Annotated in this window: 19 protein-coding genes; 6 read left to right on the forward strand and 13 right to left on the reverse strand. The window is 56.2% G+C overall.

What is annotated here, in order from left to right; all coding sequences use genetic code 11:
• The first annotated feature begins 183 nt into the window (after positions 1-183).
• The 3 genes from CBW22_RS08635 (at position 184) to CBW22_RS08645 (ending at position 4,731) form a co-directional block, all read left to right on the forward strand.
• Complete coding sequence (locus tag CBW22_RS08635) at positions 184-1,719, forward strand: glucan biosynthesis protein G (RefSeq protein WP_176428097.1); 1,536 nt, start codon at positions 184-186, stop codon at positions 1,717-1,719.
• Entirely contained in the window at positions 1,712-4,264 is a 2,553-nt protein-coding gene (mdoH, locus tag CBW22_RS08640) for a glucans biosynthesis glucosyltransferase MdoH (RefSeq protein ID WP_088516455.1), read from the forward strand. Before CBW22_RS08635 ends, mdoH begins: the two co-directional genes overlap by 8 nt.
• 227 nt (positions 4,265-4,491) lie before the next feature.
• Entirely contained in the window at positions 4,492-4,731 is a 240-nt protein-coding gene (locus tag CBW22_RS08645) for a YceK/YidQ family lipoprotein (protein WP_088516456.1), read from the forward strand.
• Between the two features lies 1 nt (position 4,732).
• Here the strand turns inward: CBW22_RS08645 and CBW22_RS08650 are convergent, their stop codons facing one another.
• The 3 genes from CBW22_RS08650 to CBW22_RS08660 all read right to left on the reverse strand — a co-directional run bounded on the left by CBW22_RS08650 (position 4,733) and on the right by CBW22_RS08660 (position 7,001).
• Positions 4,733-5,131, reverse strand: coding sequence for a MysB family protein (locus CBW22_RS08650; protein ID WP_021506443.1), 399 nt, complete (start codon positions 5,129-5,131; stop codon positions 4,733-4,735).
• A 121-nt stretch (positions 5,132-5,252) separates the two neighbouring features.
• The gene (locus tag CBW22_RS08655) at positions 5,253-5,519 is read right to left on the reverse strand and encodes a hypothetical protein (RefSeq protein ID WP_021506442.1); all 267 of its coding nucleotides are present in this window, start codon (positions 5,517-5,519) and stop codon (positions 5,253-5,255) included.
• A 558-nt stretch (positions 5,520-6,077) separates the two neighbouring features.
• Positions 6,078-7,001 (reverse strand): Kdo(2)-lipid IV(A) acyltransferase, encoded by a 924-nt coding sequence (locus CBW22_RS08660; protein ID WP_088516457.1) that lies wholly within the window; start codon positions 6,999-7,001, stop codon positions 6,078-6,080.
• Between the two features lie 267 nt (positions 7,002-7,268).
• Here CBW22_RS08660 and trhO point away from each other — a divergent pair, with 267 nt between their 5' ends.
• Positions 7,269-8,324, forward strand: a complete 1,056-nt coding sequence (gene trhO / locus CBW22_RS08665) for an oxygen-dependent tRNA uridine(34) hydroxylase TrhO (protein WP_088516458.1) — start codon at positions 7,269-7,271, stop codon at positions 8,322-8,324.
• A gap of 44 nt (positions 8,325-8,368) precedes the next feature.
• Here the strand turns inward: trhO and CBW22_RS08670 are convergent, their stop codons facing one another.
• From CBW22_RS08670 to mdtH, 10 genes are all read right to left on the reverse strand, one after another.
• Positions 8,369-8,944: a YceI family protein gene (locus CBW22_RS08670; protein ID WP_021506439.1), complete on the reverse strand. Its 576-nt coding sequence runs from the start codon at positions 8,942-8,944 to the stop codon at positions 8,369-8,371.
• 1 nt (position 8,945) lies between these two features.
• Positions 8,946-9,518: a cytochrome b gene (locus tag CBW22_RS08675; RefSeq protein WP_088516459.1), complete on the reverse strand. Its 573-nt coding sequence runs from the start codon at positions 9,516-9,518 to the stop codon at positions 8,946-8,948.
• A 284-nt stretch (positions 9,519-9,802) separates the two neighbouring features.
• Positions 9,803-10,918: an N-methyl-L-tryptophan oxidase gene (gene solA, locus CBW22_RS08680; RefSeq protein ID WP_088516460.1), complete on the reverse strand. Its 1,116-nt coding sequence runs from the start codon at positions 10,916-10,918 to the stop codon at positions 9,803-9,805.
• Between the two features lie 106 nt (positions 10,919-11,024).
• Positions 11,025-11,279: a biofilm formation regulator BssS gene (bssS, locus tag CBW22_RS08685; protein ID WP_021506436.1), complete on the reverse strand. Its 255-nt coding sequence runs from the start codon at positions 11,277-11,279 to the stop codon at positions 11,025-11,027.
• A gap of 287 nt (positions 11,280-11,566) precedes the next feature.
• The gene (locus tag CBW22_RS08690) at positions 11,567-11,836 is read right to left on the reverse strand and encodes a hypothetical protein (protein WP_010617279.1); all 270 of its coding nucleotides are present in this window, start codon (positions 11,834-11,836) and stop codon (positions 11,567-11,569) included.
• A gap of 144 nt (positions 11,837-11,980) precedes the next feature.
• Positions 11,981-12,226 carry a DNA damage-inducible protein I gene (gene dinI / locus CBW22_RS08695; RefSeq protein WP_021506435.1) on the reverse strand — a complete coding sequence of 82 codons (246 nt, stop codon included), beginning with the start codon at positions 12,224-12,226 and terminating at the stop codon, positions 11,981-11,983.
• A 68-nt stretch (positions 12,227-12,294) separates the two neighbouring features.
• Positions 12,295-13,341, reverse strand: a complete 1,047-nt coding sequence (gene pyrC, locus CBW22_RS08700; protein WP_088516461.1) for a dihydroorotase — start codon at positions 13,339-13,341, stop codon at positions 12,295-12,297.
• A 218-nt stretch (positions 13,342-13,559) separates the two neighbouring features.
• Complete coding sequence (locus CBW22_RS08705; protein WP_021506433.1) at positions 13,560-14,123, reverse strand: lipoprotein; 564 nt, start codon at positions 14,121-14,123, stop codon at positions 13,560-13,562.
• Positions 14,124-14,238: 115 nt separating this feature from the next.
• Complete coding sequence (gene grxB / locus CBW22_RS08710) at positions 14,239-14,886, reverse strand: glutaredoxin 2 (protein ID WP_021506432.1); 648 nt, start codon at positions 14,884-14,886, stop codon at positions 14,239-14,241.
• Positions 14,887-14,974: 88 nt separating this feature from the next.
• The gene (mdtH, locus tag CBW22_RS08715) at positions 14,975-16,177 is read right to left on the reverse strand and encodes a multidrug efflux MFS transporter MdtH (RefSeq protein WP_088516462.1); all 1,203 of its coding nucleotides are present in this window, start codon (positions 16,175-16,177) and stop codon (positions 14,975-14,977) included.
• Between the two features lie 244 nt (positions 16,178-16,421).
• On the opposite strand from mdtH, the gene rimJ reads away from it, so the two are divergent.
• Positions 16,422-17,015 carry a ribosomal protein S5-alanine N-acetyltransferase gene (gene rimJ, locus CBW22_RS08720; protein WP_021506430.1) on the forward strand — a complete coding sequence of 198 codons (594 nt, stop codon included), beginning with the start codon at positions 16,422-16,424 and terminating at the stop codon, positions 17,013-17,015.
• A 15-nt stretch (positions 17,016-17,030) separates the two neighbouring features.
• A complete protein-coding gene (locus CBW22_RS08725; RefSeq protein WP_088516463.1) occupies positions 17,031-17,675 on the forward strand; it encodes a DUF480 domain-containing protein in 645 nt (214 codons plus the stop codon).
• The last annotated feature ends 1 nt before the right edge of the window (position 17,676 follow it).

Genomic DNA, 17,676 nt, shown 5'->3' on the forward strand with positions numbered 1-17,676 from the left:
GTGAATCTGTTTCTTAATCTTCCGGGTTTAATTATCCGAAAAGTACACTTTCGGCTTACGAATCAGGGGAACAATCTTTTACATAAGCTGTCGGAAAACCGAATAATCCTTTAAGATAAATGGGTTTGATCTAAGCACACGAAAGGGGGGGATGTGCTGACTAAAGTGAAGAATAATGGCGGGCTGGTGAAGATGCGCTGGGTAGGCGCAGCAGTTCTGCTGGCGTTGTACGCCAACAATAGCTGGGCGTTCAACATTGATGATGTGGCAAAGCAAGCTAAGGCGCTGGCAGGGAAAGGTTTTGAAGCGCCAAAAAGCAATTTACCCTCTCAGTTTCGTGAAATGAAGTTTGCTGACTATCAGCAGATCCAGTTTAACCACGACAAAGCATACTGGGGCAAACTGCGCACGCCGTTTAAGCTCGAGTTCTATCATCAGGGCATGTATTTCGACACGCCGGTGAAAATCAATGAAGTCACCGCGTCTTCGGTACGTGAAATCAAATATAACCCTGACTACTTCAATTTCGGCAACGTGAAACACGATGCCGATGCGGTGAAAAACCTCGGTTTTGCCGGTTTCAAGGTGCTGTATCCTTTAAATAAAAAGGGTAAAGACGATGAGATCACCAGCTTCCTGGGTGCCAGCTATTTCCGCGTGATTGGCGAAGGCCAGGTGTATGGCCTGTCGGCGCGTGGTCTGGCGATTGATACCGCGCTGCCTTCCGGTGAGGAGTTCCCGCGCTTTAAAGAGTTCTGGATTGAGCGGCCGAAGCCGCAGGATAAACAGCTGGTGATTTATGCGCTGCTGGATTCTCCGCGCGCCGCCGGTGCCTATCGCTTTGTGATCCAGCCGGGCAAAGAGTCCACCGTGGACGTGCAGTCTAAAGTGTATCTGCGTGACAACGTCGGCAAACTCGGCGTAGCCCCACTCACCAGTATGTTCCTGTTTGGCGCTAACCAGCCGTCGCCGGTCAGCAACTTCCGTCAGGAGCTGCATGATTCGAACGGCCTGTCGATTCACGCCGGAAATGGCGAGTGGATCTGGCGTCCGCTCAATAACCCGAAACACCTGGCGGTCAGCACCTTTACCATCGAAAACCCGAAAGGCTTCGGTCTGCTGCAGCGTGGCCGTGACTTCAGCCATTACCAGGACCTGGACGATCGCTATGATCTGCGTCCAAGCGGCTGGGTTGAGCCGCAGGGCGACTGGGGCAAAGGCCGCGTAGAGCTGGTGGAGATCCCGACGGCAGATGAAACCAACGATAACATCGTGGCCTTCTGGACGCCGGAGAGCCTGCCAGAGCCAGGCAAAGAGATGAACTTCAAATACCGTCTGCACTTTACGCGTGAAGAAAACCAGCTGCACCAGGACGATGTGGCCTGGGTGAAAGACACGCTGCGTTCTGCGGGCGATGTGAAGCAGTCTAACCTGGTGCGTCAGCCGGATGGTTCCATCGCCTTTACCGTGGACTTTGTTGGTAAAGCGATGAGCAAGCTGCCGGAAAACACCCAGGTGGCGCCGCAGGTCAGCGTCGGTAACAACGCCGACGTGGTCGAGCAGAGCGTACGCTACAACCCGGTCACCAAAGGCTGGCGTCTGGTGCTGCGTCTGCGCGTGAAAGACAACAAGCAGCCGACCGAAATGCGTGCGGCGCTGGTGAGCGGCAACAAGACATTGACGGAAACCTGGAGCTATCAGTTACCTGCCAATGAATAAATCGACTTATTTACCTCAATCTTACGTGGAGGCGCTGCCGCTTGATGCGGCAGCACGCGCCACGCTCAGCGCCTCGCTGCAGAATGCGCAGGCGTTTCATGCCATTCACAGCGCGCTGGGGCAGGATATCGCCGCCAGCGAACGGCCGGACGATGCGCCGCTGAAATCGGTCTCGTCGCGCGTATCCATGGCGTGGCCGGATTCGCTCGCCGATGGCCAGCAGCTCAGTAAAGATTATCTCGACCGCACCACGCTGAAGGCGATGCCGCCGGTGAAGCGTTCGCTGATGTTCCCGGAAGCCTGGCGGACTAACCCGATCGCGCGCGCCTGGGATTCCCTGCGCGGGCAAAAAGGCAACCCACGCTATGCCACGGTGGAAGAGCAGAAAGCGGAAGACAAATGGCGCCACGTGGGTTCCATGCGTCGCTACGTGCTGCTGATTCTGACCATTCTGCAGACCGTGGTCGCCACCTGGTACATGAAAACCATTCTGCCGTATCAGGGCTGGACGCTGCTCGATCCGGTCGAGCTGTTTAACCAGAACTGGCTGCAGTCGGTGGAGCTGATCCTGCCGTATATTCTGCAGACTGGCATCCTGTTCCTGTTTGCCATCCTGTTCTGCTGGGTATCGGCTGGTTTCTGGACCGCGCTGATGGGCTTCCTGCAGCTGCTGATCGGTCGCGATAAGTACAGCATCTCGTACTCGACCACCGGTGATGAGCCGCTCAATCCGGAACATCGCACCGCGCTGATCATGCCAATCTGTAACGAAGACGTGGAACGCGTGTTCGCCGGTCTGCGCGCCACCTGGGAGTCGGTGAAACGCACCGGTAACGCGGAGCATTTCGACGTTTACATCCTGAGCGACAGCTACGATGCCGACATCGCCATCGCCGAGCAAAAAGCGTGGATGGAGCTGGTGCGGGATGTCGGTGGGGCGGGCAAGATCTTCTATCGCCGTCGTCGCCGTCGCGTGAAGCGTAAAAGCGGCAACATCGATGACTTCTGCCGTCGCTGGGGCAGCAACTACAGCTACATGGTGGTGCTGGACGCCGACAGCGTGATGAGCGGTGAGTGTCTTACCGGTCTGGTGCGCATGATGGAAGCGAACCCGAACGCCGGTATTATCCAGTCGTCGCCAAAGGCGTCGGGCATGGATACGCTGTATGCGCGCTGTCAGCAGTTCGCCACCCGCGTTTACGGGCCGCTGTTTACCGCCGGTCTGCACTTCTGGCAGCTGGGCGAATCGCACTACTGGGGGCACAACGCCATCATTCGCGTGCAGCCATTTATTGAACACTGTGCTCTGGCGCCGCTGCCGGGTGAAGGCTCCTTCGCCGGTTCGATCCTGTCACATGACTTCGTGGAAGCGGCGCTGATGCGTCGTGCCGGCTGGGGCGTGTGGATCGCCTACGATCTGCCGGGTTCTTATGAAGAGCTGCCGCCGAACCTGCTGGATGAGCTGAAGCGTGACCGTCGCTGGTGCCACGGCAACCTGATGAACTTCCGCCTGTTCCTGGTAAAAGGCATGCACCCGGTGCACCGCGCGGTGTTCCTGACCGGCGTGATGTCCTACCTGTCGGCACCGCTGTGGTTTATGTTCCTTGCGTTGTCGACCGCCCTGCAGGTGGTGCATACGCTGATGGAACCGACCTACTTCCTGCAGCCGCGTCAGCTGTTCCCGGTGTGGCCGCAGTGGCGTCCGGATTTGGCCATCGCGCTGTTCTCCACCACGCTGGTGCTGCTGTTCCTGCCAAAACTGCTCAGCGTGGTGCTGATCTGGTTTAAAGGGGCCAAACCGTACGGTGGCGCATTCCGCCTGTTCCTGTCGCTGCTGCTGGAGATGCTGTTCTCGGTGCTGCTGGCACCGGTGCGCATGCTGTTCCACACCGTGTTTGTGGTCAGCGCGTTCCTTGGCTGGGAAGTGGTGTGGAACTCGCCGCAGCGTGACGATGATGCCACGCCGTGGAGCGAAGCGTTCCGTCGCCATGGTTCACAGATGCTGCTGGGCATTGTCTGGGCCGTCGGGATGGGCGTGCTCGATCTCAACTTCCTGTGGTGGCTGGCGCCAATCGTCTTCTCGCTGATTCTGTCGCCGTTTGTCTCGGTGATGTCGAGTCGCGCCACGGTGGGGCTGAAGAGTAAGCGTGCAAAGCTGTTCCTGATCCCGGAAGAGTATGAGCCGCCGAAAGAGCTGGTCGACACCGATCACTATCTGCAGCTGAACCGGGAACGTGCGCTGAAGCATGGCTTCATGCATGCGCTGTTCAATCCGGCGTTCAACGCGCTGGCGACGGCGATGGCGACATCGCGCCATAAGCAGAGCGCACTGCTGGATCACGCGCGCGATCGCCGCGTCGATCAGGCATTGAGCGATGCGCCGGAAAAACTGAATCGCGAACAGCGTCTGCAGCTGATCAGCGATCCGGTGGTGCTGGCGCGCGTGCACACGCGCTTGTGGGAAAGTGCGGATAAATATCATCAGTGGGTAGAGAGTTATCAGAAACTCACGCTTAACCCGCAGGCCCTGCCTCAGCGCGCCTGACAGGCTAACGGTGATGAAAAAGCGGCAGCGATGCCGCTTTTTTTATACCTGCGCTTCAGAGGGGGGCACAACGCGCCTCACACAATCTTTACGCATAAAGGCATAGCGGTTTAGCTGCACCCGCAGCTAAAATGGCGCGATGACGCGTGCCAGCGTTCCTGAGCACATTTAAACAGTCACTGACGCACATCAGAATCAGGGGTGTCAGTTCAGGGTGAGTAAATGCAGTGAAATATTGCCTGAAGTTAATCGCGCTGTGCGCCGCCATTTTGCTGCTGACGGGCTGTGGCAGCATTATCAGCCGGACCGTACCCGGACAGGGGCACGGCAACCAGTATTATCCGGGCGTGCAGTGGGATGTGCGTGACGGGCCGTGGCGCGTGCTGACCATTCTCGATCTGCCGCTGTCGCTGGTGATGGACACGCTGCTAATGCCGGTTGACGCACAGCACGGCCCGTACGAGTAACTTACGCCCAGTTGTCTGACGGACTGTCGTCGTCTTCCCACTCTTCGGCCGCTGCCTCGCCTTCTTCCAGGTCGCGCGGCGGCTCCAGCTGAAATTCGCCTTCATCCCATTCGTGCAGGGTATTTTCCGACTGCCACTCCTGGCGCAGCTCAATTTCATCGAAATTACCGTCGAACACCGCCTGCGCCGCTTCACCGCTGCAAATTGGCAGGCATTCGCCCTGGCCGTCTTCGTCAGCGAAAAACTCCGCCTGCCACATAATGTCGCCATCCTGCATCACGTACTTCTGCAGCGCAAACTGGCTGACACTGGCGTCATCCTGCTCCAGCTCAGGCTGGCTGGCGAGGAACTCTTCGCGTGCGGCTTCAATGGCTTCTTCTAACGTACTATACAGGCTCATCTGCAACTCCTTGTCAGTGCAAAAAGGGATTTCACAGAAGAATAGACGAAAATTGGCGGCTGTCAGGGCGGGAGAGAACAATGACGGGGTGGATGCGTAAAAAGTCATCCACCCGCGCCGGTTACATCATTTTTTGCGGAAAGTGCAGAACCGGTCGTACCGACTCGCGTAACACGGGTGCAGAATAACGGATGCAGCATTTAATACAGGGTTTCACCTTTTTAAAATTAATTCGTGCGGTGGCCAAAGCCTGATTTAAATTATAGAGCGTACCGATGAACACCATATCCTCCTTAACCGGCAGACGTTTACACTCCTTCCGATGCAGCAGATGGTAACCCTCCTGATCGGTACTGATCGTCACGTAGTAGTAGATACCTTTATTCATATTATGTGTCCTGAATATATTTGCTGTGTGTAATCTTTTTATATTTTTAAACGCGCAGTTAACGAACTAACTGTCAGGGTCGAAACTAACTGGATTCGATCGGGCTAACCAATTCCATAAAGATATATTAAAGATGAATTTTTAATCAAAAGAGAATATGGCGGTTAACTTTCAGACAAACACTTGTTTAATCAGTAAAATTTATTAGATAAGTAAACAAGACGGCAAGCCTGAGTAAAATTAAATAGGAAAAGGCCTGGAAGTCATCAAAATCAGATCCGCACCCGCCATATTTTACGCATATTGCCGAACAAACTCAGGCACTGAAAAGCAGCGGCGGGCAAGGGAGAACGCGTAGGCGTAGCAACAAAAAACCGTGATTAATGCGTAAGATAGTAGCAGGCGGCGTAAAGGGTGTCGTTGGTGTAAGTGTCGCCGTGTGGAAGGCATAGCAGTTCAGGCTGGGCCTTTTTTAGCGCGCCACTGCGCAGAGAATCACGTGAATTAAGGCAAATGTGTGGTAAATAACGCGGGGCATTGATAATACCCCGCAACCGATTAATAGCGTGAAGGCTGCCCTTCGGGCCGGGTTTTAAAGCGGCGATGCAGCCACATATACTGCTCAGGCGCCAGCAGCACCGTCTCTTCTACCACTTTATTCATCACGATAGCGGTATCCAGTTCACTCTCCAGTGAGAATTTGTCGCGGATATCCGGCATCATTTTCAGTTCGTAGCCGCGGCCGTGCGGCAGGCGGCGTGCCAGAAAAGGCACCACGCTTGGATTAGCCAGACGAATCAGCATATGCGTGCCGGTGGTGGTCGCGGCTTCCTGAACGGCAAAGAACGGGGCGAATACACTGCTGCGCGGGCCGTAGTCGTGATCGGGCGCATACCAGATGATGTCGTTGTTCTTCATGGCGCGGATCATGCCTTTCAGATCTTTGCGATCCAGCATGCTTTTATTGGAACGCATGCGTCCCCAGGTTTGCAGCCAGTCCAGTAACTTGTTGTCGTTAGGGCGATACACGCCAATACCCGGGTTGTACATGCCAAACACGCGCGCACCCAGTTCCAGCGTCAGGAAGTGCATGCCAATCAGCAGGATGCCGCGCTTTTGTGCCAGCGCCTCGGTAACGTGCTCCAGGCCGCTGGTGCTGACCCATTTACGAATACGCCAGTCCGGCCAGAACCACGCCATGCCGGTCTCAATCAGCCCCATTCCCACCGATTCGAAATTGTGCTTCACCATGGCTTCGCGTTCGCTGGTCGGCATATCCGGGAAGCACAGCGCCAGATTACGTTGCGCGACCTGAACACGACGCTTCATAAAACGCATGGCAAGGCGTCCCAGCCCGCAGCCAGTCAGGTGCAGCAGCGGGTAGGGCAACAGCACCAGCACATAGAGGAAACCGATGCCCAGCCAGGTCAGCCAGTAGCGTGGATGAAGGAGTTCGCGGGTAAATTGCGGAAGTTGCGTCATGGAAATATCAATGTCCTGCGTCGTGTACCAGAGAGTCCGGTTTCTGTAATTGGCCGGGATTATGCCATTTTTTCTCTCTGACTGAAATCAACCATCCGTGCGTCAGCGCACGACGAACAGCATTTCTGCGCAGATATTAGCGAGCACAACGCAGAACCCCGTCGATTGTGGCTGATGGCAGGAGAATTGCACCAGAGGCTTTGCATCACGTTCAATTCAGGTATCATATGCGCGCTAAATTTCTCTGATTGCTAACAGGTGTTCACCATGCCAGTGTTACACAACCTCGTTTCCAATAAAGAGCTGAAAGAACGTATGCTGGCCGAAACCGAGCCGCGTACCACAGTCTCTTTTTATAAATACTTCCAGATTGCCGATCCACAGGCATTCCGCGACCGTCTCTATGTTGCCTTAACCCAGCTGAAGGTGTTCGGCCGCGTCTACGTGGCGCAGGAAGGGATTAATGCGCAAATCAGCGTGCCGGCCAGTCGCTATGAGGCGATGAAGGCGATGCTCTATGCCTTTGACCCGGCGCTCGACAATCTGCGCATGAACATCGCGCTGGATGACGACGGCAAATCGTTCTGGGTGCTGCGCCTGAAAGTGCGCGATCGCATCGTGGCTGACGGTATTGAAGACGGTAGCTTCGACGCCAGTAACGTCGGTAACTATCTCAAAGCGGCCGAAGTCAACGCCATGCTCGACGATCCGGATGCGGTGTTTGTGGATATGCGTAACCACTACGAATACGAAGTGGGCCACTTCGACAACGCGCTGGAAGTGCCAGCCGATACGTTCCGCGATCAGCTGCCGATGGCGGTGGATATGCTGCAGGCGCAGAAAGACAAAAAAATCGTCATGTACTGTACCGGCGGCATCCGCTGTGAAAAAGCCAGTGCGTGGATGAAGCACAACGGTTTTGATGATGTTTACCACATTGAAGGGGGCATCATCGAATATACCCGTCGTGCGCGCGAGCAGGGTTTACCGGTGCGCTTCAAAGGCAAAAACTTCGTGTTTGACGAGCGCATGGGCGAGCGTATCTCTGACGATATTCTCTCCAACTGCCATCAGTGTGGTGCGCCGTGCGACAGCCACACCAACTGCGTTAATGACGGCTGCCATCTGCTGTTTATTCAGTGCCCGAGCTGTGCGGAAAAGTATCAGAACTGCTGCAGCCCGCTGTGCATGGAAGAGTCGAAACTGGCGCCGGAAGAGCAGCGCGCGCGCCGCGCTGGCCGTGAAAATGGCAACAAAGTGTTCAATAAATCGCGCGGTTTACTCAACATGACCATGGCGATCCCCGCGCCGGACAAAAAGTAACGGCTTAACAGCCTGGCGCATTGCCCGCCAGGCTGTACTGCTGATTACTGACGCACACCTTCGACTGAAATGATCAGCTCGGCTTTTTGCGAGGCCGGACCGAGATCTTTGCTGATGTTGAACTCTTTCAGCACAATTTCGCCGCTGGCGGCAAAGCCGGCGCGATAACCGCCCCACGGATCCTTGCCTTCACCAATCAGCTGCGCATCCAGCGTGATCGGCTTCGTTACGCCGTTGAGCGTCAGGTTGCCGGTGATCTTATAATCCTTGCCCTGTTTTTTAACCTCAGTCGAGCTGAAGCTGGCCTGCGGGAATTTGCCGGTATTGAGGAAATCCGCGCTGCGCAAATGCTTGTCGCGCTCGGCATGGTTGGTATCGAGGCTGTTGGTATTGATGGTCACGTTGACCTTGTCCGCGGCGGGATTGGCTTCATCAAAGGTAAAGCTGCCATCAAAATCTTTAAAGCTGCCGTACAGCCAGCTGTAGCCAAGATGCTGAATGCGGAACTGAACAAACGCGTGCTGACCCTCTTTATCAAACTTATACTCAGCCGCGCTGGCACTCAGGCTGGTCGAAAAGAGGGCAGCGGCGCTGAGCGCCAGCAGGGTTTTCCTGATCATATTACTTTTCCTTTTCAGAGGTTAAGGGGATGCGGTAACCGAGCATCCGTTTCAGCGTCATGTCGCGATCGACAAAATGGTGTTTCAGCGCGGCCAGGGCGTGCAGGGCAGACAACAGCACCAGAGCCCACGCCAGCCATAAATGGACCTCACCGGCGACATCGGCCTGCTCACCCGCGCCGCTAAACAGTGCCGGTACCTCAAACCAGCCAAACACTGAGACCGGCTTGCCGTCTGCGGTAGAGATTAGATAGCCGCTGATCAGCAACACCAGCAGCAGGCCATACAGCAGCCAGTGCGCCGCATGGGCGGCACGGCGTACGTGCGGCGAGTAACTGGTGAGTGGTGCCGGCGGTGGCGATATGACGCGCCAGCCCAGGCGCAGCAGCAGAGCAGCAAACAGTAAGATGCCGATGCCTTTGTGAATCTCAGGGGCGCTGTGATACCAGCCGTCGTAATAGCCAAGTCCGACCATCCATAAACCCAGCGCGAACATACCGTAAATCGTCAGCGCCATCAGCCAGTGCAACGCAATGGTTAACGCACCGTAATGCCGTGGAGAATTACGCCACATAGTTAAGCCGTTATCAGGAAATAAGTGGTAATGAGAATCTACAACCTGAAATAGAAAATCAATCGTCCTTACTTTTCTATAACTTTGAATTTACGGGTTCGATATATATGGCGAAAGGCTGGCGGTGTAATTCAATAATTCTGAATAGATAAGCAAAAAGTAGTTTTAGCCCTGGCGGCAATGGGGATTGCTACACCAAATGCGCCATAAACGCGGGCGGAAAGTAAAACTGTGTCAGGAAGGGTCAATAACTGCCAGTGCACTCCGCACCGGCAGCAACAAAATCAGGCAAAACGCGTAAGTGAGAAGGGCGTGAGGTCAAAGGAGAACGGTTTATTCTGCGCAAATTCGCTGGCCAGTTCACCCAGCACGCTGGCGAATTTAAACCCGTGGCCGCTCAGGCCGGTGATGATCAGTCGGTCAGGCTCGCCGGGCAGCGTATCGATAATAAAGTCTTCATCCGGCGTGTTGTCATAGCTGCAGGCTTCACCATGCAGGCACACGCCTACGCCTGGCAGAAACTGGCGCAGGAAGCTAAAGGCTTCGTTACCGTCAGCGGCGATGCTGCCGAACGGTTTGCGGCCCGCTGGCGTCTGCATCGGCTGACCGCCATCGTGGCGTCCCACTTTCAGGGCATTATTGTCTGCCGGGAAGCCGTAGAAATGGCTGCCATCCGGCATCTCTACCGTAAAGCCGGGGAACTGGTTATTTTCGCTGTAGCGCCCATCGGCCTGATACCAGGCAAACACCTTGCGCACCGGCGTAACGGGCAGATTGTCCACCAGCTGACTGACCCAGGTGCCGGCGCTGATCAGCAGCTTGCGCGCGCGGAATACGCCATCGCTGGTGGTGACCTGCTGCAGATCGCCCTCGCGGCCAATCGCGCTGACCGGGCAGTTAAACAGCTGCGCGCAGCCGGCCTGTTCCGCCAGCTGTACCCAGCTGCGCACTGCCTGTTCGCATTTCAGGAAGCCAGAGTTGGGCTCAAATACGCCTACGTAGCCGTCCGGAACGCTAAGCTGCGGCCAGCGTTTACGCACCTCATCGGCCTGTAACACCTGCACCGCTAACTGCCAGCGGTTAGCACTGTCGATCACGTTGTGAATGAAATCCGAGCTGGCCGGCGCCAGATTAAGAATGCCGCTGCGGTGCATGATGCGTTCGCCGCTCTGGCGCTCCAGCTCGTCCCACAGCGTCTGGGCGCGCAGCACCAGCGGCACGTAGCGTTCACCTTCGCCGTAAGCGTGACGAATCAGGCGGGTTTCGCCGTGATGCGTCCCCTGGCTGTGGGGCGGGTGCGCGCTGTCGATCATCAGCACCGACAGGCCCGCCTGGGTTGCGTAGAAACCCGCGGCAGCTCCGACGGAACCACTTCCCACCACAATCAGATCATAAACCATGACGACATCACTCCTGTAAAACGGCGATTTTTTTCAATAGCATATCAAAAGAGTGCACCCATGAAAAAGGCACCCTGTAGGGTGCCTTTTCACGCGATGGTGATGATTAGTGCTTGCGATTATCGCGTAGGTATTGCTCAGTGGACTCGATCTTTGCAATGCCAGCTTCGAGGATAGAGATAAACTGTCTGGCTACGTCAGTTGTCAGCCAGTATGTTGGGCCCACGTCAGCTTCTTCTTCTTTCTGGTCCTGCGATGATAGCGAGTGCAGGCGGATCATCATGGCGTCATAGCTGTCAACGGTGCTGATATCCCATCCCACCAGCGGATGGGTCTGGATGACGTCTTTACTTCTGTCCATTATAACCTCCTTATTACTCGTTAAACGAAGTGCTTTCGAGGTTCAATGCGTCTGTATCTTGCACTAGCGAGATAATTATAACATGGAATTAACAGTACAGTAGTTAAAAAGTGTGGTGACTAAAAACACAGCAAAATAAAAGCAGCCAAAAGCCGGTTTTCAACGAATAAATAAACGCCTTACGCAGCTGGGTATTTATTGTCGCAGCGCAACGTGTCGTCATACCGATTATCGGCATCTCAGCATTAAAACTTTAACGGGCTGAACGCCAGGGTAAAAATCTGAAATTATCCCTGCGACTCGGCAGGCAGCTGCCCTTTGCGCCGGTGGATCTCGTCCGCCAGCCGGGCAAAATGCTGCTGTAACTGAGCGTCATGATTCTGGTTTTGCGCTTCGAGCGTCAGATTGTGGGCCAGCAGCTGGCTGGCGCGGTCGTCCAGACAGAAGGTCAGCGTAGCAAAGGCATTTTCCAGCACGGTCAAACGGCGTTGCTGTTCAGCAATGAAGGCCAGTAATTCCCCAAACGTCATCGCCTCTTCTGGTTTTTCAGTAGTCATGTGCAACACACCTCCTGTAAGCACGACGAGGCAAGAATAGGACATCGTTTAATCAGAGTCTAGCTGGCGCGGGTTTTTCTGGCGAGCGGGAAATAAAAACAAAAAAGCCGGGCGGCGGGCCCGGCAAAAACGGCACAGTGGCGGTTAATCGGTAATAAACCAGTCGTCAGCGCTTTCCCAGGTTTCCTGCAAAATATCGCTGATGCGGTCGCGTGATTCTTTACAGCCGCCAAACACGCTGAGCTGGTTACCACCGGCATAGCGCACTTTGACGTGATGATTGTCGTCGGGAAAATCGCGGGAGATACGGCGAGTGAGTTCAGCGCTCAGTGCATCCAGTGCACCGGCGGGAAGGGGCTGAGTCTTTGCTACGGTAATTTCAACACGCATAAACGCCTCCGGGATAATATACTGGTTATTTGTACAGTATAAAATTCCCGAAGGCAAGCGGCAGATGATTATTCTTTGATGCGCCAGTTAAGGGTTTCACCGGCGAGGAACGGAACCAGCGTATCGTCAGCGACCGTGATGCTCTCCTGCACCGTCCACGGCTCACGCACCAGCGTCAGGGTGCCGTCGTTGAGCGGCAGGCCGTAGAACCTGGGGCCGTTCTCAGAGCAGAAGGCTTCAAAATGCTCCAGTGCGCCAAGCTCTTCAAACACGGTCAGATAAGCGGGCAGCGACGTCGGCGCATTAAATACGCCAGCACAGCCACAGCTGGCTTCTTTCAGGTGGCGCAGGTGCGGTGCCGTGTCAGTGCCCAGGAAGACACGCCGGTTGCCGCTTGCCACCAGGTTACGCAGCGCTTCCTGATGAATGTTGCGCTTCAGAATGGGCAGACAGTAGAGATGCGGGCGCACGCCACCCACCAGCATATGGTTGCGGTTGAACATCAGATGCTGTGGCGTAATGGTCGCGCCAAGCAGTTCATTGCCGGCGGCCACATATTCCGCAGCTTCCTTCGTGGTGATGTGTTCCATCACCACTTTCAGGCCCGGGAACTGCTGGCGCAGCGGCTGCAGCACGGTTTCGATGAAGCGCGCTTCACGATCGAAGATATCAATGTGCGCATCGGTGACTTCGCCGTGCACCAGCATCGGCATACCGATTTCCTGCATGCGCTCCAGCACGCTGGCAATGGCGGCAATGTTGGTGACGCCATGGCTGGAGTTGGTGGTGGCGTGTGCCGGATAGAGTTTTGCCGCCGTAAAAATACCGCTGCGGAAGCCGCGTTCGATTTCGTCCGCATCGAGCGAATCGGTGAGGTAACAGGTCATCAGCGGCGTGAAGTGATGCTCAGCAGGCAGCGCCGCCATGATGCGTGCGCGATACGCTTCGGCAGCCGCAACGCTGGTGACCGGCGGAACCAGATTTGGCATGACAATCGCACGACCATTCACCGCGCTGGTATAGGGCAGCACTGCATTGAGCATCGCGCCATCGCGCAGGTGGATGTGCCAGTCGTCAGGGCGGCGAATCGTGATTTGCTGGGGTTGGGCTGTCATTCAAAAAGGCTCCGGCTGAGGTGAAAACGAAATGGCTCGTTTAGGCCGGGGACTAATCATAAGGGGGCGGGCAACCGTTTGCACGGGATTTTGCAGTGCGGCAGAGAAATAACCGCAGGCGCGGCAAATTGCGTAGCAGCGTGGCAGGCGCGGGCAGAATCATGCCGGCATCCTGCCACGCTATGCAGGGCCGCCACTGAGAACGGCCGCTTGCAACGTTAATCGGTAAACGGAATCACCAGCTGGCCAGGCTTCACTTCCAGCCCTTTAGCCAGTTTCTTCGCCAGCGCCTCGCCTTTGCTGCGGTCGGCGCTTAGCACGTAGGCGGGTTTTTCATTGAAATAGCGCTTGAGGGATTCGTTCAGATACGGCGTAAGGGTTTTCATGATCGACGCCATCTTCTCAGGTTGCACCTGCGCGTCGACGATTTCGAGGTCCTGCAGATAGATGGCGCCCTGCTGCGCGTTATACACCGGTTGCGCTTTCATCTTCAGCTGCATTTCGGCCTGCTGCGGACCAAACAGCGAGCTGACGTTGATGTTGGCTTTACCAGACAGCGTCACTTTGCCGGGTTCTTCACGGCCAATCTGGCTGCTCAGGTCGGTCAGTACAATATGAGCATTTACCAGCCCGGACACGCCGATGTCTTTCTCGTAGTTGTTGCGCTTTTGCAGCGCCTGATTCACTTCCTGCTCGCTGATGGTGTATTGCGTCAATTGGTTACAGCCGCTGAGCAGCACGGCAAAAAACAGGGCAAACAGCCCGGGAAACGCCTTCTTCATCATTTCTTCTTCCTGGTTGATACGGCCAAACAGCCTTAAGCCTGCCTGATTCAGGGCCAGGTGTCACCAGGAGAGAGATGAGAAACGCAGCCGCGCGCTTCTCATCACAGCGCCATCAGGCCGCAATCGACGACAGCAGATTCACCTGCGTCTGTTTCGCCATATTATCGCGGTAGTCGGCAACGCGGCTCGGCCATTCGATACCGGAAACCAGCGTCAGCGAGCGCAGCAGCGGAAACAGATGAATGTCATCCTCAGACAACTCGCCGTTCACCGCATTGGGTTTGACGATCAATTTATCCAGCTGGCGCAGATCATCACTGATATTTTTGATGAAACCCGGGGCATGCTTACGCAGTTCGGCAAAGTCACCGAGGCTGGCCTGTTTCTTTTCGCGGAAGTAATCACGCGCTTCGGGGGTGGCAAATTCAGCAAACGCGGCCTCGGCGATGCGCGGCAGCAGCAGCTTGTTGATGTAGCCATTGACCCGTCGCAGCCAGTCGGCGATGGCGGGATTTTGCTTGCCGGTCAGCAGCGGCTGGCGATCCTGATTATCGACAAAGCGCACGATATCCATGCTCTCCGGCATCGCACTGCCATCGGCTTTTTGCAGAATAGGTGCCATTTTCTGGCCAATCAGCTTTTTCGGCGTCGCTTCATCATCATTGAGCATCACAATCAGCTCAACCGGCAGGTTTTTCAGGCCAAATATCATGCGTGCTTTGACGCAGAAAGGGCAGTGATCGTAGATGTAAAGTTTCATCCCGTTTCTCCTGTGATTCTCAGGGTGACGGAGGTCACCCTTTTCCGGACGTGCGGGAAGTATGGAAGAGAACGCCTGAACCGGCAAACTAGCTGCTGAAGATCGCCGGTGCCACCTGGCGCGGCTGGAACTGCCACCACAGCGCCAGCAGCGTGATCATGCCGACGGTGCTGAGCAGCATCCACGGCAGCTCCGGCAGGGCCAGCTGCTGGCCCATATCGAACATCCAGCCGCCACCGGAGTAGCCAATCAGCCCGCCAATCGCCAGGCCGAGCCGGCTGAACCCCATGTAGCTGCCGCGTGCCCGGGCGCTGGCCAGGGAGGCACTCAGGGTTTCACGCGCCGGTTCAGCGATGATCGATCCGAGATAAAAAACGGCGATCAGCAAAAACAGCGACGGCAGCGAATCGGTCATGCCAACCGGCAGCAGGCTGAAGGTCATCAGAAACAGTCCGGCCATCAGGCGCGTCTCGAGGCGGAAGCGCTTTTCACTCCAGCGCGCCAGCGGATAGAGCAGGCTGAGTGACAGCAGCGCTTCAATCGCGTACATCCACTTCACCGCCGCCGGTGCGCCCGCCACCTGATTGACCATGACCGGCAGCATCAGCATCACCTGCACGGCGAGAATGTAATAGCCGGTCAGGGTAAAGACATACAGGCGGAAACGGCGGTCGCGCCACACGCGCTGCATTCCCTCGCGCATGGCGATACGCTCTGTAGAGATGCGCCATGCTGGCAGCCACACGGCGTTAAAGATGGCGGCGACGACAAACACCGCCGCACCGACCCAGCACACCAGACGGAAATCCCACGCCAGCAGCCAGCTGCCAATCAGCGCGCCCAGCACCGCGCCGGCGCTGTCCTGCATCATCAGCAGCGAAAAGAAGCGTCCGCGCTCGCGTGCCCGCACCAGTTTCACCACCAGCGCGCTGCGTGGCGGATCGAACAGCGTGCCGCCCAGTCCGGACAGCAGGCAGGCCAGCCACAGCAGCCACGGCTGATGCGCCAGCGCCATACAGGCGAAACCGGCGGCACGCATCAGCATGCCGGTGACAATCAGCGGCCGCGCGCCAAAGCGGTCAGCAATCGCCCCACCGAAGATGCCAAGCCCCTGCTGCACCAGCTGACGCAGGCCGAGCGCAATGCCCACCAGCAGCGCGGCCCAGCCAAGCTGTTCCACAAAGTGAATGGAGATCAGGGGAAACACCACAAAGAATCCCATTACCACCAGCATGTTATCGATTAACAGAAACGTTTTTCCAAGGCGTCGTGCCCGCGCAACCCGTGACATGCTGAATCCTGAGCAAGTGAGAAGGAAAAGTGACCAGTTGGTCTATTTTCTGCCTGCTCCGGCGGGAAAAATAGCGTTTTCAGGATGATATTTTTTTATCCAGCCTGAAGAGAAATTAATCCTTAATCGGAATCAATTGCCGTGAGCGATGCGCGGGGTTTTACCGCAGCCGGGGTGACGGTTATAGTGAGAAGTAACGCCGCTGGCGTACATCTTTATTTCGTTATGGATTTCAGGAGTCATGATGTTTGGCTATCGCTCTGCTGGCCCGCGCGTGCGGCTTACCACCGATCGTCTGGTGGTGCGTTTAGTACATGAACGCGATGCCTGGCGTCTGGCGGATTACTACGCCGAAAACCGCGCCTTTCTTAAACCCTGGGAACCGGTGCGCGATGAGAGCCACTGTTATCCCTCTGGCTGGCAGGCGCGCCTGGGTTTAATTGCCGACATGCATAAACAGGGCTCCGCGTTCTATTTTGTGCTGATGGACCCGGAAGAGCATGAAGTGCGCGGCGTCGCCAACTTCAGTAATGTGCTGCGCGGATCGTTTCATGCCTGCTATCTCGGCTACTCGCTGGGAGAGAAGTGGCAGGGGCAGGGCATGATGTTTGAGGCGCTGCAGGCGGCGATTCGCTACATGCAACGCCAGCAGCGCATTCATCGCATCATGGCCAACTATATGCCGCACAATCAGCGCAGCGGTGATTTGCTGGCGCGCCTCGGCTTTGAAAAAGAGGGCTACGCCAAAGACTATTTACTGATTGATGGCCGCTGGCAGGATCATGTGCTGACGGCGCTTACCTGGCGCGAATGGAACCCGGATCGTCGCGGACAATAATAAAAGGAACACGTAATGAAGATGGCTCTCTCCGCGCAGGCATTGCGCGTGATCGGCTGCCTGCTGGAGAAGCAGGTCACCACGCCGGATCAATATCCGTTATCCCTCAATGGCGTGGTCACCGCCTGTAATCAGAAATCTAACCGCGAGCCGGTGATGAACCTGAGCGAAAGCGAGGTGCAGGCTAAGCTCGATGAGCTGGTGAAAAAGCATCTGGTCACCGCTAACAGCGGTTTCGGTCAGCGCGTCAGCAAATATGAACAGCGTTTCTGCAACTCGGCGTTTGGCAATCTGCAGCTGAATGCCGCCGAAGTGGCGGTGCTGACGCTGCTGTTCCTGCGCGGCGCGCAGACGCCGGGTGAACTGCGTACCCGCAGTGGTCGTCTGCATGAGTTTCAGGACATGGCCGAGGTGGAACGCACGGTGGAGGGGCTGACAACGCGCGACGACGGCCCCATGGTGGTGCGTCTGGCGCGCGAGCCGGGCAAGCGTGAAAGCCGCTATATGCACCTGTTTGGCGGCGAGGTGGTGGACGAACTACCCGCGAGCCACACAGCGTCGCCTGAATCAGACGATCTGGCCGCGCGCGTTGCTCAGCTGGAAGCGCAGGTGGCGCGCCTTGATGCTCAGCTGCAGCAACTGCTGCAGCGGGAGGCGTGAA

The organism is Pantoea sp. VS1 (assembly GCF_002207995.1).
GTDB lineage: Bacteria > Pseudomonadota > Gammaproteobacteria > Enterobacterales > Enterobacteriaceae > Pantoea > Pantoea dispersa.